The organism is Neobacillus novalis NBRC 102450 (assembly GCF_001591805.1).
In the GTDB taxonomy this organism is placed as follows: domain Bacteria; phylum Bacillota; class Bacilli; order Bacillales; family Cytobacillaceae; genus Neobacillus; species Neobacillus novalis.
Genome location: NZ_BCVP01000016.1, coordinates 111,916 through 128,656 on the forward strand (window position 1 = coordinate 111,916; position 16,741 = coordinate 128,656).

At 42.3% G+C, this 16,741-nt stretch carries 13 protein-coding genes; 12 read left to right on the forward strand and 1 reads right to left on the reverse strand.

Annotation, left to right across the window (positions count from 1 at the left end; genetic code table 11):
- Positions 1-39 precede the first annotated feature (39 nt).
- The 3 genes from BANVL01_RS13950 (at position 40) to BANVL01_RS13960 (ending at position 4,062) form a co-directional block, all read left to right on the forward strand.
- On the forward strand, positions 40-267 hold the full coding sequence (locus BANVL01_RS13950; protein ID WP_066087590.1) for a hypothetical protein: 228 nt from the start codon (positions 40-42) through the stop codon (positions 265-267).
- A gap of 147 nt (positions 268-414) precedes the next feature.
- Complete coding sequence (adhE, locus tag BANVL01_RS13955) at positions 415-3,018, forward strand: bifunctional acetaldehyde-CoA/alcohol dehydrogenase (protein WP_066087587.1); 2,604 nt, start codon at positions 415-417, stop codon at positions 3,016-3,018.
- A gap of 216 nt (positions 3,019-3,234) precedes the next feature.
- Positions 3,235-4,062 carry a formate/nitrite transporter family protein gene (locus BANVL01_RS13960; protein ID WP_066087584.1) on the forward strand — a complete coding sequence of 276 codons (828 nt, stop codon included), beginning with the start codon at positions 3,235-3,237 and terminating at the stop codon, positions 4,060-4,062.
- 76 nt (positions 4,063-4,138) lie between these two features.
- Here the strand turns inward: BANVL01_RS13960 and pabB are convergent, their stop codons facing one another.
- Entirely contained in the window at positions 4,139-5,890 is a 1,752-nt protein-coding gene (gene pabB / locus BANVL01_RS13965) for an aminodeoxychorismate synthase component I (RefSeq protein WP_066087581.1), read from the reverse strand.
- A gap of 189 nt (positions 5,891-6,079) precedes the next feature.
- Here pabB and BANVL01_RS13970 point away from each other — a divergent pair, with 189 nt between their 5' ends.
- From BANVL01_RS13970 to BANVL01_RS14010, 9 genes are all read left to right on the forward strand, one after another.
- A complete protein-coding gene (locus BANVL01_RS13970) occupies positions 6,080-6,697 on the forward strand; it encodes a TetR/AcrR family transcriptional regulator (protein ID WP_066087576.1) in 618 nt (205 codons plus the stop codon).
- Positions 6,698-6,753: 56 nt separating this feature from the next.
- Positions 6,754-7,692: an MBL fold metallo-hydrolase gene (locus tag BANVL01_RS13975; RefSeq protein WP_066087573.1), complete on the forward strand. Its 939-nt coding sequence runs from the start codon at positions 6,754-6,756 to the stop codon at positions 7,690-7,692.
- Positions 7,693-7,969: 277 nt separating this feature from the next.
- Positions 7,970-9,610 carry an AMP-binding protein gene (locus tag BANVL01_RS13980; protein ID WP_066087570.1) on the forward strand — a complete coding sequence of 547 codons (1,641 nt, stop codon included), beginning with the start codon at positions 7,970-7,972 and terminating at the stop codon, positions 9,608-9,610.
- Between the two features lie 359 nt (positions 9,611-9,969).
- On the forward strand, positions 9,970-11,208 hold the full coding sequence (locus tag BANVL01_RS13985; RefSeq protein WP_066087567.1) for a thiolase family protein: 1,239 nt from the start codon (positions 9,970-9,972) through the stop codon (positions 11,206-11,208).
- Between the two features lie 31 nt (positions 11,209-11,239).
- A complete protein-coding gene (locus tag BANVL01_RS13990; protein WP_066087564.1) occupies positions 11,240-12,379 on the forward strand; it encodes an acyl-CoA dehydrogenase family protein in 1,140 nt (379 codons plus the stop codon).
- Positions 12,380-12,438: 59 nt separating this feature from the next.
- A complete protein-coding gene (locus tag BANVL01_RS13995; protein ID WP_066087561.1) occupies positions 12,439-13,209 on the forward strand; it encodes an SDR family NAD(P)-dependent oxidoreductase in 771 nt (256 codons plus the stop codon).
- Between the two features lie 80 nt (positions 13,210-13,289).
- Positions 13,290-14,447, forward strand: coding sequence for a 2-hydroxyacyl-CoA dehydratase subunit D (locus BANVL01_RS14000; RefSeq protein WP_066087560.1), 1,158 nt, complete (start codon positions 13,290-13,292; stop codon positions 14,445-14,447).
- A 35-nt stretch (positions 14,448-14,482) separates the two neighbouring features.
- Positions 14,483-15,784, forward strand: a complete 1,302-nt coding sequence (locus BANVL01_RS14005) for a 2-hydroxyacyl-CoA dehydratase subunit D (RefSeq protein WP_066087556.1) — start codon at positions 14,483-14,485, stop codon at positions 15,782-15,784.
- Positions 15,785-15,797: 13 nt separating this feature from the next.
- Entirely contained in the window at positions 15,798-16,709 is a 912-nt protein-coding gene (locus tag BANVL01_RS14010; protein ID WP_066147902.1) for an acyl-CoA dehydratase activase, read from the forward strand.
- Positions 16,710-16,741: the final 32 nt, after the last annotated feature.

Sequence of the window (16,741 nt, forward strand, 5' to 3'; positions counted from 1 at the left end):
GTTATGATGGATTCATAAGATAACAAGGAGTGATATGACATGATGGTTTGTGACTGGAAGACTTTTTCAACAGATTCTGAAACGTATACCTTGGAAGCTTTTGAAGCTGCAGTGGGCGATGAATTTGAGGCAATGATGTTTAAAGAAAACGAAGACATTCCCGCATACATTTGGACAATAAACTATGTGATCATTGTTAAACGGTCTTCAAAAATACTAACAGATATTTCTTTTGAAAAGATTCCACGAAATCCAGTTTGCGAATAGCAAGACTCAGAATAACAGTTAGTAGCAGGTTATTATTTTTTTAAACATATTTGTGAAAACATTCACAAATATTTAAAGAATATTGAACTATCAAGGTATAACTGTACAAAAAGTTTCGCTAATTTTTAACCAAATGGAGTGATTGCAATGGCAATGGCAGAGAAAGCAGTTAAGGAAGAGCAAAGTGTAACTAAAATGATTGACCTTATTGTAGAGAATGCGCTACATGCTTTGGAAGAGTTCCGCACCTTTGACCAAGAAATGATTGACGAGATAGTCAAAGAAATGGCCCTGGCTGGTCTTGATCAGCATATGCCCCTTGCAAAACTGGCAGTTGAGGAAACGAAAAGAGGCGTCTATGAAGATAAAATCATCAAAAACATGTTTGCAACTGAATATGTCTATCATAATATCAAATATAATAAAACAGTTGGCATCATTAACGAAAATGAACATGAGGGGATCATCGAAATTGCTGAACCAGTTGGTGTGGTCGCAGGGGTAACACCTGTAACCAATCCGACTTCGACCACCATGTTTAAAGCCTTAATTTCAATAAAAACGAGAAATCCCATCGTTTTCGCATTCCATCCATCTGCACAGAAATGCAGCAGTGAAGCAGCGCGAGTCTTGAGGGACGCAGCAATCAAAGCTGGAGCGCCGATGAACTGTATTCAGTGGATTGAAACGCCATCCCTTGAAGCAACTCAAGCCCTGATGAACCATTCGAAAGTATCGATGATTCTTGCAACAGGCGGTGCTGGGATGGTTAAATCGGCCTACAGCTCTGGAAAACCGGCCCTCGGTGTAGGACCTGGTAACGTTCCTTGTTATATTGAAAAAACGGCCAATCTCTATCAAGCTGTCAATGACTTGATTTTATCAAAAACATTTGATAATGGCATGATTTGTGCATCCGAGCAAGCAGTTATTATTGATAAAGAAATTTACGCCACTGTCAAAAAGGAGCTCATTGCCAATAGTTGTTATTTTTTAAATGATGAAGAAAAGGAGAAAGTAGAAAAATTAGTCATTAATGAACATTCATGTGCGGTTAATCCTGATATTGTCGGGATGGCTGCCGCTAAAATTGCGGCATTGGCCGGCGTAACGATCCCTGAAGAGACAAAAATTCTTGTCGCTGAACTAGAGGGAGTCGGACCAGGATACCCGCTATCAAGAGAAAAATTGAGCCCGGTATTAGCGTGCTATACGGTTAGCAGTTTAGAAGAGGGATTAACAAGAGCGGAAGAAATGTTGGAATTTGGCGGTCTAGGGCATTCAGCCGTTATTCACTCCACGGATCAATCCGCTATCAAGCAGTTTGGTTTACGAATGAAAGCAGGGCGGATTATTGTGAATGCACCTTCCTCACAAGGAGCAATCGGCGATATTTATAATGCCTTTATGCCTTCCTTGACACTAGGCTGCGGTACGTATGGAGGAAACTCTGTTTCTACCAACGTTGGCGCCATTCATTTAATCAATATTAAAAAAGTGGCCAAAAGGAATGTCAATATGCAATGGTTTAAAGTGCCATCCAAAATATATTTTGAGAAAAATTCCACTCAGTATTTAGCTAAAATGCCGAAAATCTCTAAAGCATTCATTGTAACCGACCCAGGAATGGTGAAATTAGGCTATGTTGATCGGGTGCTTTATTATTTAAGAAAGCGTCCGGATTACGTCCATTGCGAAATTTTTTCAGAGGTGGAACCAGATCCATCCATCGAGACGGTTATGAAAGGTGCAGAAATGATGGCAAGATTCCAGCCGGATGTCATCATTGCCCTTGGCGGGGGTTCAGCAATGGATGCAGCCAAAGGAATGTGGCTGTTCTATGAACATCCAGATGCCGAATTCTTTGGACTGAGACAAAAATTCCTAGATATTAGAAAACGAATTGTGAAATATCCTCGTTTAGGAGAGAGAGCACAGTTCGTGGCGATTCCGACGACCTCTGGTACAGGATCTGAAGTAACATCATTCTCTGTTATCACTGATAAGGAAGCAAATATGAAATATCCGCTCGCTGATTATGAATTAACACCAGACGTAGCGATTATTGATCCACAGTTTGTGATGACGGTGCCAAAACATATTACTGCAGATACAGGAATGGACGTTTTGACACACGCCATAGAGGCCTATGTGTCCTGTATGGCCAATGATTATACAGATGGCCTCGCCATGAAAGCAATCCAGCTTATATTTGAGTATTTGCCAAGAGCCTATAAAAATGGAAGTGACGAATTAGCCCGAGAAAAAGTGCATAATGCATCAACAATTGCCGGTATGGCCTTTGCCAACGCATTCCTTGGCATCAACCATAGTCTTGCACATAAACTTGGGGCAGAATTCCATATTGCGCACGGACGGGCCAATACAATATTGCTGCCACATGTGATTCGCTATAATGCAGCAAAGCCTAGGAAGTTTACAGCGTTTCCGAAATATGACCATTTCATTGCTGACAAGCGTTATGCGGAAATTGCAAGAATACTTGGCCTTCAAGCTGATACTACGGAAGAAGGAGTCGAAAGTCTTGTTCAAGCCATTATTAAGCTAGCAGAAGAGCTTGAAATCCCGATGAGCCTTGAAGCCAATCATGTGGAGAAATCTCTTTTCGAAAGCAAGGTCGACTATCTCGCTGAAAAGGCGTTTGAAGACCAATGTACAACCGCTAATCCTAAGCTGCCATTAGTATCAGAATTGGCCGAAATTTATCTCCAAGCATACAAAGGGGTTTAACCTCTGCCCTGAAACGAATAAGAATTAAGTAAACAGCAGTGCATTCGTTTGGCAAATGCACTGCTGTTTTTGTAATTTAACTAATACATCGCCACAACACTATTAAATTGTTAAAGAAAAATTCACAGGTTTAAGGGTGAAATTATTATAAAATAAGAGTATGTTACATATTTCACAAATAATATAAGAGAAATTATTTTTTAAGGAGTTCACTTTATGGGCTACAGTAAACCAGACAAAATTATCGAGATCACCGTAGAAAATGGGGTTAAAAAAACAAAATATTCGGTTGTACAAACGATGATATTAGGTTTCGAAGCAGGTGCATTTATTGCTTTAGGTTACTTACTATTCATCCGGGTAACAGGAACGTTAACAGGAAATTTACAGGAGTTAAGCAGTCTGATCGGGGCATCCGTATTTCCAATCGGGCTGATTCTTACCTTACTTGCTGGTGGAGAGCTTTTGACCGGGAATATGATGGCTGTTCCGCTTGCAAGGTTGTCAAAACGAGTTACTTCTGGGCAGGTATTCAGAAATTGGTTTCTAGTAATGGTCAGCAACTTTATTGGTGCGATTTTTGTCGCCTATTTTTTCGGACACCTGGTTGGATTAACTGAAACCGGCCCTTACTTGGAAAAAACAATTAGTATCGCCGAACATAAACTTGAAGCCTCTTTTCTCCAAGCGTTTATTTCTGGGATTGGCTGTAATTGGCTGGTTGCTTCTGCTGTGTGGCTTTCCTATGGAGCCGACGATATGACAGGGAAAATTACTGGTATCTGGTTCCCAACCATGGCATTTGTCGCAATCGGATTTCAACACGTTGTTGCCAATATGTTTGTCATCCCTGCTGCCATCTTTGCTGGCCATTTTACTTGGTTGGAGTACGTTACTAATTTTATCCCTGTTTTCTTAGGAAACGCAGTTGGTGGAACCGTATTTATTGCCATGGCCTATTGGTACGCTTATAAAAAAGATGAACCCAACTACTTGGTTGAGCCCAAAGTTATTCACCCCATGGAGAAAACTAGGGCGAGATAGATTCCTAGTGTGCGAAGCAGGTGCCTGTTCACCAATGACGTAACGCTGTATAGCAACAGGGGTCAGGCACCGTTTCTTACAATTGAACCTCGAGCCATTTTCGTACACTATTGATAAACCAGATTTTTGTGCTTTTTTGTATGTCTGCAATGGTTAATGTCTTTTCGTGAATTTCTCCGGTTATTAGTAACTTTTCACGAAATGTGCCAGCTAATAAGCCGCTTTTCACGGGCGGTGTCCACAATAATCCATCGATTTCTAGGACGAGATTCCCATTAGTAAACTCAGTCAACTCTCCGTCTTCATTCCAAAGGAGCACGTCGAACACATGAGCAGGTTTCTTCATTTGAAAGGGGGAGTAAATTTCCCGATTCGTTGTTTTATGATATAGGAAGGGCACGTTTTTATCTAGCGGTTTGTCGGCAATCATAACCTTCAGTGCAGCGTCCTGGGGTATGATCGGGCTTCCTTCAATGATACTTTCCCCGTCATTTGCCAAAAGGAGACGAACTTTTAACTTACCCTCGTTATTTTGTCTCGAAAACGCTTGTAATGCCTCTTTGACATCTTCCAAATTACATGGAAAACCGAAGTATTGAGCTGAATTTTTTAAGCGATTGAGATGTTCATCTAACAAGAAATAGCTTCCGGCATCTAATAATAAGCTTTCCAGCAATTGAAAGGCTGGTCTGTTTTCTTCAAGTAAACTTGCTTTTGCAATGATTTCTTCGTATTCACCTTCAGTAGTTGAATCCCAGGTAATCCCGCCGCCAACTCCGTAGGTCGCCTTTCCAGATTGGTGTTCAATCAAAACGGTTCTGATCGGTACGTTAAAAATAGCTTCCTTATTCGGAGTAATAAAACCAATTGCCCCACAATAAACATTACGCGGTGTTGTTTCTAAATCAGCTATGATATTCATCGTGCTGATTTTTGGAGCACCAGTAATCGAGCCGCAAGGGAACAGGGCTTTAAATATATCAACGAGTTTAGAATTGGCTGAAACCTTTGCTGTAATGCTTGAAGTCATTTGATGAACGGTAGGGTAACGTTCAATTTCAAACAGCTTTGGAACGGAAACTGTACCAGGTTCAGCAATGATACCTAAGTCATTTCGCAGCAGATCGACAATCATGAGATTTTCAGCGCGGTTTTTTTCAGAATGATAGAGCCAGTTGGCGTTTTCTTCATCCTCTGCAGCGGTTTTTCCTCTTTTCATTGTTCCTTTCATCGGTCGAGTAGTAATTTGGTCACCCTCTAAATGAAAAAACAGTTCAGGAGATGCAGACAAAATACTATGCTCACCAGTGTTGATGTAGGCACAATAATTGGAAGCTTGAGCTCTCTTTAATTTCTCGAAATAAGCGATATCGTCACCTTGGAAGTGAGCGGTAAGTCGAATCGTATAGTTTGTCTGGTAGGAATCGCCACTTTCAATCGCTTGTTTTATCGATAGAATCGATTGATTGTACTCATCCGTACTAACTGAGGGTTTCCACTCGGTGTATGAATACGCTTCAGAACTGCTGAGCGGTTGATGGAGCGGCTCCGAAAAGATTCCAAACCAGAGCAGTGGCATTGAACTCTTGTCCTTGACTTTATAAGCAGAATCGAAGGCGGGCGCACTTTCGTATGATAAAAAACCAGCAGCATAAAACCCGTTATCAACAGCATCCTGAACGAGTTTAAACCTCGGCAATACCTCTTCGATTGTATATGCAATAATCACCTTGATTGGATCTTGAAATGTAAGCGGTTTTATGTTGCCGTTCGAATCAGCAAATTCAAACGATAACAGCGGGTGTTGTTTCATGTTATTTGTCTTCATCTTTGGGTTCCTTTGATTTTTGTAAAAACTAATTTAGTTTAATGGTATACCAAGAATACAATAAAATTAAAACCATTCGATGTCAATGTTTAAAATGAAAATCGTTTCATTAAGGATATTGACATCAGCGTCACAACTGACTACAATTTTAATTAAGTTAATTTGTGTTTAAAAAGGAGTAATAGAATTATGGAAATGAATAAATCTGAAAATGTTACAAGGACGGATCGGCGCAAGGCTAGGATTAGGGAGCAGCTTGTTGCTGGAGCGATGAAAGCGTTTACTGAAGTTGGTTATATGAAAACGACGGTGGATGATATTACATCCCGTGCTGACGTTGGGCATGGAACCTTTTACCACCATTTTAAAAATAAGCAGGACCTCCTCGGTAAGTTGGTTGACGAGCTGGCCGATAAGGTAAATGACTATGTTCAGCCGAAAAATATGCAATTAAGTATTTATGAAAGAATGAGATATGAAGCCCGGGGGATTTTGGAATATTATGTTAATAATAGAAGTATTCTATTGGCATTAAAAGAAGCGGTAATGGTAGATAAGCAATTCGAGGGAAAATGGCTGAAAATCAGCGAAAGCTTATTTAAACGAATTGAACATGACATCAAAGGATCGGTGGATAAGGGCTACTGCCACAACATTAATGTAGATGTAACCATCCGCTCGTTAACTTGTATGTTTGAGGGATATGGTCATTATTTAATGACGGAGGCCTCGGGTTCTGAGGAGATCAAAGCTGTTGCAGATTCTCTAACAGACTTATGCTATCGAGCCATTTTTAAAACACAATAATTTTGGTAAAAAGAAGAACCATATATCTTCTTGAAAGCTAAAAGGGGGAAAGGACATTGCTGAACCAAATAGGAGTCACACAAGTTACCATTCCGCTGCCATTCCGATTAAATCATGTCAATTGTTTTTTAGCAGAAGGGGATAGGGGCTGGACGATTATTGATGCAGGATTAAATACAGAAGTGACGGAAACTATTTGGAAACCAATTATTGAGAAACATGATGTGAAGGATATCATCTTAACACACTATCACCCTGACCATTTTGGCTTTGCCGGAATACTGCAGGAAATAACAAGCGCTAATGTTTGGATGACAGAGGTGGATGCGCAGGCAGGTCTAAGCTATTGGGAACCCGCTTCTATGGAATGTGTAAAAAAGAATTTTTACACTTACGGGCTCCCAGAAGACGATCTATCAGAATTAATCGTTGATGAAGAAAGGTTTCTTAATCGAGTTCAACCGTATCCTAAGGTTAATCAGTATCTCACAGAGGGAATGAAACTATTATTTGGAAAATACGAATATGAAGTTATTTTCACTCCAGGTCATTCAGATGGGTTAATTACATTATATAACAAAGAAAATAGGATCCTTTTTTCTACTGACCATATCTTACCTAGAATATCACCGAATATTTCTTATTTTTTCAGAGGTATTCGCAATCCGCTTGAGGCCTTCTTTCAATCGCTAAACAAAATTAAATGTTTAAATGCAGATGTTGTCATACCTTCCCATGGCAAGCCTTTCCGAAATGCGAATAAGAGAATAGATGAATTATTGGCGCATCATCAAGAGAGGTTGGAAATCGTCTATCAATCTATTAAGCAACCTGCGTCGATTATTGAAGTGAGCCGGCAGCTTTTTAAAAATTTAACCATTCACGAGACTAGGTTTGCAATTGGGGAAACCTTAGCTCATTTGGAATACCTATTTTTGAATCAGCAGTGTAAAAGAAGTTTTGAAGACAGTACATGGTATTACGAGGCTGTTTAGGAGTATTCAAAAAAAATTTATGAAATTATTGACATTGTAGTCATATATGCCTACAATGTCAATTGAGGGAATAGTCGGAATATTACAACAGGGGTTTTGTGGAGGTGATGAATATCGAGAACAAATAGTAAATAAGAAAAGACATTTTTTGACATTATGATTCTTCGGCACATAAGACTAAAAAAGGAATAATCTTCAAACTTTCTTCTTTTACTTCACCTCAGCTAATCATACTTAAGATGATGTCCTAAACTTAAACTGTCAAGGGGAGATCGATATGGAAAACCACAATGTATATCACACTAGACGTTTAACTGAATCGTATTGGCCGGCTGATACATCAAGAACCTTGCATGACTCAACGGTTGCTCAGGTATTACGGCAAGTAGCAGCAGAGGTACCGAATCGCATTGCACTAATTGATGGGGTAAAGGACCCAGCTAATCGCAGACGCTGGACCTACGCTCAACTCCTCACGGACGCTGAACGAGTGGCAGCAGCCCTGCTAAACAAGTTCAAGCCTGGTGAGCGGGTGGCCATTTGGGCGCCAAATAGTATTGAATGGGTGTTAATCGAATATGGCTGCGCGATTGCAGGAATCATATTGGTCACGGTGAACCCAGCCTTAAGGGGAAAAGAACTCGAATATGTTTTACGGCAATCAGAGACAGCAGGTCTATTCCTAACAGAGGAATATCGCGGTCACAATATGCTTCAAACCGCCAAACAAGTCAGTGAAAGTTTACCCACATTGAGAGAAATAATCCATTTTTCTGAATTCGAGGATTTCATTCATTCCGAGAACAAGTCTGTAACCTTCCCAGAAGTTAAACCAGAAGATCCTTTTGTGATTATGTACACGTCGGGAACGACCGGCAAGCCAAAAGGAGCAATCCTGCATAACAAGGGTATGACCAATAGTACAAAATTCATGGCCGAACGTGCCGGAATGGAAGAAGGTGGCGTGTGGGTAAATGTCATGCCATTGGTTCATATGGGCGGGTGTGGTTTCGCTGTATTGGGGACGCTGCAACAGCGTGGTACCCATGTACTAGTCGGTGGTTTTGATCCAGGGCTTTTTCTTAAGCTTGTTGAGGAGGAGAAGGGGACATTTGCTCTCCTTGTTCCGACGATGGTTGAAGCAATCTTAAACTTTCCTGAACGTGGTCACTATGATCTTTCGACATTGAACTCTATTTTGTCTGGAGCATCGAAGGTGGAGCCATATTTGGTTCGCCGTGTTAAAAAGGAATTGGGCTGTGGGATGTCGATCGTGTGCGGGCAAACAGAGATGCATGGAGGGACGACGCAAACACATCTCGATGATACACCAGAGGACCAGGCTGAAACTATTGGTCAGGCCTATCCACACATCGAGGTAAAAATCGCAGACCCAGCAACCGGTGAAGTGCTCCCGCTTGGGACGGATGGTGAAATCTGCTGCCGTGGTTATCAAACAATGCTTGGCTATTATCGTATGCCAGAAGAAACGGCTGCTACACTCAAGGATGATGGATGGCTCCACTCAGGCGATTTTGGCTCCATGGATGAACGCGGTTTCATAAAAATTAGGGGACGATTAAAAGATTTGATTATTCGCGGTGGTGTAAACATCTACCCGATTGAAGTAGAAAACCTACTGAAAGAACATCCGAAGATTGGAAACGTATCAGTTGTTGGCTTACCAGATGAATACTGGGGAGAGCAAGTGGCGGCGATCATTATCCCAAAGTCTCCTGAGAACAAACCAACGGAAGAAGAATTAACCGAATACTGTAAAGCAAATTTGGCGAGTTATAAAAGGCCAAGATTTTGGTTTTTCGTTAATGAGTTCCCGACAACTGCAGCAGGTAAAATCCAAAAGTTCAAGCTACAAGAAATGGTTTTAAAAGACCAACCGCAGCTAAATAAAAGATAGCGTTGAATAAAGTTATGAGATCTTTTTGTCAAAAAAGGGATTTAAATGCTTAGTGTATGAAAAATAATGTTTCAGAGATTAAATACGAATGAACAAAGGGAGCTGCAAATTGAGCTCTCTATTTCTGATTTTTCAAAGTGAAACTAGGGACTAAGTAAGCATAAATGCATATAATTAAGTTATTGACACCATTGTCATATATGACTACAATGTATTTAAAGGAATTATCTGAATATTGAAGAAAGGTAGAACATCCTTGAACGATTGGTAAATATTCTCGCTTAAAAGGTGTATGCCTGCGTTCAACTACAGAATTTGCAGTTAGTCCATTTATAAAGAGCAGGAGGTTAGATTGGTTTATGGAGGATGTATATATCATTGGAATCGGGATGAATAAATTTGGTAAGTATCCGTTTGAGACTGTTCGCACGATGGCGGAGGAAGTGATACAACAAGCATTAAAGGATGCTGGGATAAACAAAGGTGATTTAGAGGCAGGATTCTTCTCTAATACCTTTTGGGGAATGTTTAATGCGCAGCATTCGATTCGCGGGCAGGTAGTTTTCAGGGGAATAGGAATGGACCGGATCCCTGTAACCAATGTTGAAAACGCCTGTGCAGGTGCATCAACTGCGCTTCACCTAGCCTACACGGGAATACGGGCAGGAATGTATGACGTCGCCATTGCTGTCGGCTCTGAAAAGCTTACGAACCCAGACAAAGCAAAATCATTATCTGCTTATTCCAGTTGTATGGATGTCGAAAATTTCGAAAAACAGGTAGGGTTGCTATTGGATTATGGAAGAAATTTCGAGGGTTCACAGCCTCCAGAAGAATCCGCACCTGGGACTGGCAGAAGTGTTTTTATGGATGTTTACGCGATGATGACTCGTTGGCATATGAACAAGTATGGAACGACGCAAAGACAATTGGCAGCGATTGCATCCAAGAATCACTTTCATTCTTCGCTCAATCCTCATGCACAGTATCAGAACCGAATGAGCATTGAGGAAGTTTTAAACGACAACCCTGTAACTTTTCCTTTGACACGGAGTATGTGTGCTCCGGTAGGAGACGGTGCAGCAGCGGTCATCGTTTGCTCAGAATCTTTCCTGAAAAAGCTAAGGAAAACCCGTCCAGTAAAAATTCTCGCTTCGGTGCATGGGCAAGGCTCCGATAGAGATCTTGACGGTGAGGATATCGGCGAAAGACTTGCCAAGGCTGCCTATGAGAAAGCAGGACTCGGTCCTCAGGATATTGACCTTGCTGAATTACATGATGCTACCGCATACGGGGAACTGCACCAAAGCGAGGCGATGGGATTTTGTCCGCATGGAGAGGGAGGTTCATTTGCTGAATCAGGTGCTACAACATTGGGGGGATCCATCCCAATCAATACGAGTGGTGGACTTGAGAGTAGAGGACACCCTATTGGTGCCTCCGGCCTTGCACAGATTTACGAAGTTGTCACACAGCTAAGAGGAGAAGCAGGGGACAGACAGGTGATTGGTGCAAGGATCGGCCTTGCTGAGAACGGCGGCGGCAGTATTGGTGTTGAAGAAGCTGCCATGTGCATTCATATTTTAGAAAAAGTGTGACCGCCAAACATATAGCGAAGGAAGTGGGAGTGTGGATTTTAATCTATCGGACGAATTAAATATGATAAAAGATATGACGTACAAGTTTGCTGTCAATGAAATCGCTCCACATTCATCGGAATGTGATAAAGAAGAAAAGTATACACCTGAAATCCGGAAGAAAGCCGCGGAATTGGGACTGGTTGGAGCCTGGATTCCGGAAGAGTATGGCGGAGCTGGGATGGGAATCTTAGGGCAAGCCGTTATTACGGAACAGCTCTCCCGAGTGGATATGGGGATTGGCACAAATATAATTACCGCCAGCTTCGGATGTGAAGCGATTTATCTTTACGGAACAGAGGAGCAGAAACAGAAGTATTTGCCGCAAGTTTGCCAAGGGGAGTGGGTTTCCTCAGGTGCCTTCACCGAGCCGAATGCTGGTACCGATGCTGCAGGATATTTAACGCGGGCTGTCCGTGATGGTGATGATTTCGTGATTAATGGCAGTAAAATATTTATCACCAATGGAACGGTTTGTGATTTTATGGTCGTGCAGGCGATTACCCAACCAGATGAAAAAAGGCACAAGCGATTCTCCCAAATTATCGTTGACGCGAATACAGATGGAATCACAAGAACGAAACTGCATGGAAAATTGGGAATTCGGGCCAGTGACACCGCCCAAATTTCTTTCGAGAATGTCCGTGTATCCCAGTCTAATCTTGTCGGGACCGATGGCAAAGGGTTCCCTCAGCTCATGCACTTCTTTGATATTACCCGGATGATGGTTGCCGCTCAGGCGCTAGGAATATCTCAGGCCTGCCTCGATGCTGCGGTCAAGTATTCGAAAGAAAGATATGCTTTTGGAAACCCAATCGGCAGTTACCAAGCCACCATGACCAAATTGACTGAAATGGCAGTCAAAATTGAAGCGCTGCGAAATCTTGTTTATAAAGCGGCATGGCTCGTTGATACGGGAAAACCCGATTTTACTCTATCCGCAATGGCTAAATATCTGGGTGGTCAGACAGCCGTTTTTTGTGCAAACGCTGCCATAGAAATTCATGGTGGATACGGTTATATGGAGGAATACAGCGTTCAGAAATGGTATCGCGATGCTAAAATTCTCGAAATCTATGAAGGAACGAAGGAAGCCGAGGTCATGGCAATCGGCCGTGTTCTGCAATCGTAAGAACCGCTAGCGATATATATCTGAGATTGAAATCTAATTTTACAAAAAGGGAGAAAAACATGCTTACGAATCTTGAAGGAAAAGTTGCTCTTGTTACTGGCGGGACGAATGGAATTGGCAAAGCCACAGCTTTAAAGCTCGCAAAGAGTGGAGCTGATGTGGTGATAAGTGGCAGAAACCACGAAGCAGGAATGCAGGTGGTTTCTGAAATAAAGGAATTGGGCAGAAGAGCTGTATTTATAGAATGTGACTTGTTTGTCTATGATTCTGTTAAAGAAATGGCTGACAGGGCCGTTGCTGAAATGGGAAAGATTGATATTTTAATAGCGAACGGGGGAGCCACCGTTCAATATGCCAAGTTTTTTCATGAACTGGATCCAAATGACTATGATGGCTGTCTAAACAGTCAACAATCATCCCGGCTTTATGCGATCCGCGCTTTGCTCGACCATATGAGAGAGCAGAATTATGGAAAAATTGTCATTATTACCAGCGATGCCGGGAGAATTGCAACGCCACGAGAATCTCTCATTGGGTCGGCAGCGGCAGGGCTGGTACTAATGAATAAAGCTTTAGCCAATGAATTCGCCCGCTGGCAAATTCGGGTGAATGCCCTTTGTTTAACGGTCATTCAGGACACTCCTGGATTCGATGCTGTTATGGCTACCGAGGCCAGTCATGTATTTCAAAAAGCGGTCGATCGGGCAAAGCTCGGGCTTCCAAATGCAGAAGATGTCGCAGAGGCTGCGCTATTCTTTGCCTCGCCTGAATCTGACCGGATTACTGGTCAAACTCTCAGTATTAATGGGGGTCTATCATTCGCAGGCTAACACATCGCAATTCCTTTTGTTTTCGTAACTTATTAACAATACAAAAAGTAAAGGAAGAAATTAAAGGAGGGACCATGATAATGTATCAAAATTTATCAGCAGATGAAATCTTAAATAATTTGACCCAAATAGCAGCGGACCCCTATGAAAGAGCGAAAGAGTGGAAAATGGAAACAGGCTCAAAGATTATTGGATGTTACATCATGCATTTTCCAGAAGAATTACTTCATGCAGCGGGAATTTTACCGATTGTCCTACAAGTAAAAGAGGAACCCATTACCTCTGGGCACGCATATTATCCTGCCTATTTCTGTGGTCCCACCCGCAGTGTTGTCGATCAGGCGGCTAAGGGAGAATTAGACTTCCTTGACGCATTCGTTGGCGGAGATTATTGTATTCAAGCCGTTGGCGGTTCGGAGGTAGTAGGAAATCTTCTTCCGAAGGTTAACAACATGTTTTTCCGCTTGCCTGTTGGTAATCAGCCATGGACGCATGGAGATATTGTTCAAGGCTTAAAGGAATTAAAGCGAGATACTGAAAGATTCACAGGCAGAGAGATTAGTGCCGAGTCCATCCGTGAAAGCATTCGCATCTATAACAAGAATCGCAGCCTTATCAAAGAACTATACGAGTTAAGAACATCCAAACCTGGGATTCTAAGTTCTGGTGAGATGATGTCGATTATTAAATCCAGTATGGTCATGCCGAAGGAAGAGCATAACGCGATATTAGAAAGCCTATTGCCAAAGCTTGCCGAACAAAAGGATTCTAAACGGCAGGACGCAGTACGTGTCTTCTTATCTGGCAGCTTTTGTGGAGCTCCGAAAAACGAAATATTGTCGCTCGTTGAAGAGTCAGGGGCTGTTGTGGTCGGAGATGATCTTTTCCACGGCTTCAGATATATTAGTGACAATATTGGTGAGGATGACAGGGAGCCGTTGGAGGCAATCGCTGCTCATTATATTGATAAGAACACGAACGTCCCTTGTCCAACTCGATGTGACCCTAAAACCGATTGGCCTCAATACCTTGTTGACTCGATGAGAAAGCATAAGGCAGACCAACTCGTCATTGTGATGGCACAATTTTGCGAACCGCATATGTTCTTCTATCCAGATATCAAAGATGCGATGCAAGCGGCTGGAATCCCTCACCTGCTCTTAGAAATCTCACACGAACTTGATTCGATTGAAACCATTAAGACTAGATTAGAAGCCTTTGTTGAAATGGCTGTTTAAATGCTTGTAACAAAAATAGAAAGGAATGATGATAAATGGCAGTACAGGAAGCGAAAAGAGCGAATAGGCTAAAATCAGGAAAATTGGTTAACAAGCTGGTCAATGAGTATTGGGAGGATCTAATTAATGCTAAGAAGACTGGCAAAAAGGTCATTTATACGACTGGTCTGCCAATTGGTCCATTTATGGCAGCTCAGGATTTGGCGTGGATCCATGGAGAAGGGTACGGTGCACGTGTAGCAGCGAGACACGAGGAAAAAGAACCGCAAACCTTTGCAGAGAACCGCGGATTTAATCGTGAACTTTGCTCCTATGCCCGAACACAGATGGGTTGTGCGATGTTCGCTGAATTTGGGGTCCCGGATGATTTAATGCCAGGTCCAATTGCAACCGAAATACCGGCGCCTGACGCTATTGTAACCTGCTATCCAGGCTGTTCAACAGGTCCACAGTGGGATTGGGCCATCGAGCGTGTCTTTGGTAAAAAAATCCCGTGGTTCAATGTCGTCATTCCGTATCATATGGGTCGTAACGGCTCTACTTATATGAAAGGGGAAGAGTTTGAGGAAAATGTGAAATACGTTGAAAGACAGTTTGAAGATTTGATTAAGTTTTTAGAGGTAATAAGCGGGAAGCCTTATAATTGGGATAAATTTCAAGAGTTAATGGGTGTCACCAAGAAGGTTGGGCAACTTCGGATGGAGGCTATGGAACTATGTAAGGCGAAACCAGCTCCTGCCAGCTTCTTCGATTGGTCCATTCAAATTGCACCGGTCAATTATCTCACAGCATGGCCGGGAACAATAGAAGCAATGGAAGCGGTTAAAGCGGAAGTACAAGAGAGGCTCGACAATGGTGTAAGTGCTGTTCCGACCGAAAAGTATCGCATTTTCTGGGAAGGAATCATGAATTGGAATAAGCTTGGCTGGATGGCTGATAAGTTTGCCAGTTATGATGCCACAGTAGTCGCTGGCCGATATACACATATGGCCTTCTGGCATGAACCAGATTCGATTGACCCTGAACATCCGCTGAGGGGAATTGCGATTAATCACCTTGAATGCCAACTAAATCTTGGTTATCCGATAACAGAGGAACGGATGATGACATTATCCAAGGAATATTCCATCGATGGTATTGTCTTTCATGGTGCAAGAACATGCCGATCGTTCTCCCGTTCACATTTCTTGTTAGCTGAAAACCTGAATAAAAAGATGGGCATCCAATCTACTTCGTTTGAAGGTGACATGGTAGACGATTCATTCTACAAGGAAGAACTCGTCAACACCCGAATCGAAGCCCTAATTGAAAGCCTAGAAGCTCAGAAAAGCAGATAAAGGAGTGAGTTAGATGACATCGAAAACAGATGGTTCTTCCTTTTTCACAATGGGTGTGGATAGTGGTTCACTAACCGGCAAAGCAGTAATTATCGACGGAAATAAGCAAATTGTTTCACACAGCGTTAAACAGCTGGGATTTGTTAGTCAAAAAGCGGTTACCATGGCAATTGATGAGGCACTGGACAAAGCGGGATTGGGACTCGATGATATCGCTTTTACAGTAAGTACTGGTTATGGACGGAAACGATTAGAAATTGCCGGAAAGAATCTAACGGAAATAAGCTGCCATGCAAAGGGGGCCAACTATCTTTATCCCGAAGTAAAGACGGTGATTGATATTGGCGGCCAGGATAGTAAAGTAATCGCAGTCGACCCGTCAGGAAACGTTAAAAACTTTGCCATGAATGACAAATGTGCTGCCGGTACCGGCCAATTTTTAGAAGTACTCGCTAGGGCATTAGATGTTGAACTGACTGAAATTGGAGAGTTGTCGATGCAATCTGATGCAGATATCAAAATCAGCAGCATGTGTACAACATTTGCGGAGTCAGAAGTCATTTCCTTAGTTGCTGAAGGACACTCAACGATTGACATTCTCTCCGGAATGCATAAGGCCATTTCAGGGAGAATGAAAGGATTGGTTGGCCGTGTTGGGATGCAGAAGCCAGTCATGATGACAGGTGGAGGCGCTAAAAATATAGGCTTGGTCCATGCTTTAGAAAAATCATTAGGTGTTTCTATTTTTATCCCTAGCGAACCCCAGATAGTTGGTGCCTTAGGGGCAGCTTTATTCGCAAATGACTTTGCAACAGGGATTAGGAAAAAGGTAGAAGAGGAACAAGATTTAGATAAGTCCCGGGCACCTGCAAAAGATTGTGCGAGTTGTTCAATACAGAATTATCAACTGAACAAGACCACCTAAACCACATTTAGACATCGGAACGGAAGGGAGAA

Excerpts from the sequence above, each read along its gene's own strand:
- BANVL01_RS13985 (WP_066087567.1), top strand. The coding sequence starts at position 9,970 with ATGGAGGATGTATATATCATTGGAATCGGGATGAATAAATTTGGTAAG.
- BANVL01_RS13980 (WP_066087570.1), top strand. The coding sequence starts at position 7,970 with ATGGAAAACCACAATGTATATCACACTAGACGTTTAACTGAATCGTAT.
- BANVL01_RS14000 (WP_066087560.1), top strand. The coding sequence starts at position 13,290 with ATGTATCAAAATTTATCAGCAGATGAAATCTTAAATAATTTGACCCAA.
- BANVL01_RS14010 (WP_066147902.1), top strand. The coding sequence starts at position 15,798 with ATGACATCGAAAACAGATGGTTCTTCCTTTTTCACAATGGGTGTGGAT.
- BANVL01_RS14005 (WP_066087556.1), top strand. The coding sequence starts at position 14,483 with ATGGCAGTACAGGAAGCGAAAAGAGCGAATAGGCTAAAATCAGGAAAA.
- BANVL01_RS13960 (WP_066087584.1), top strand. The coding sequence starts at position 3,235 with ATGGGCTACAGTAAACCAGACAAAATTATCGAGATCACCGTAGAAAAT.
- BANVL01_RS13950 (WP_066087590.1), top strand. The coding sequence starts at position 40 with ATGATGGTTTGTGACTGGAAGACTTTTTCAACAGATTCTGAAACGTAT.
- pabB (WP_066087581.1), bottom strand. The coding sequence starts at position 5,890 with ATGAAGACAAATAACATGAAACAACACCCGCTGTTATCGTTTGAATTT.
- BANVL01_RS13970 (WP_066087576.1), top strand. The coding sequence starts at position 6,080 with ATGGAAATGAATAAATCTGAAAATGTTACAAGGACGGATCGGCGCAAG.
- adhE (WP_066087587.1), top strand. The coding sequence starts at position 415 with ATGGCAATGGCAGAGAAAGCAGTTAAGGAAGAGCAAAGTGTAACTAAA.
- BANVL01_RS13995 (WP_066087561.1), top strand. The coding sequence starts at position 12,439 with ATGCTTACGAATCTTGAAGGAAAAGTTGCTCTTGTTACTGGCGGGACG.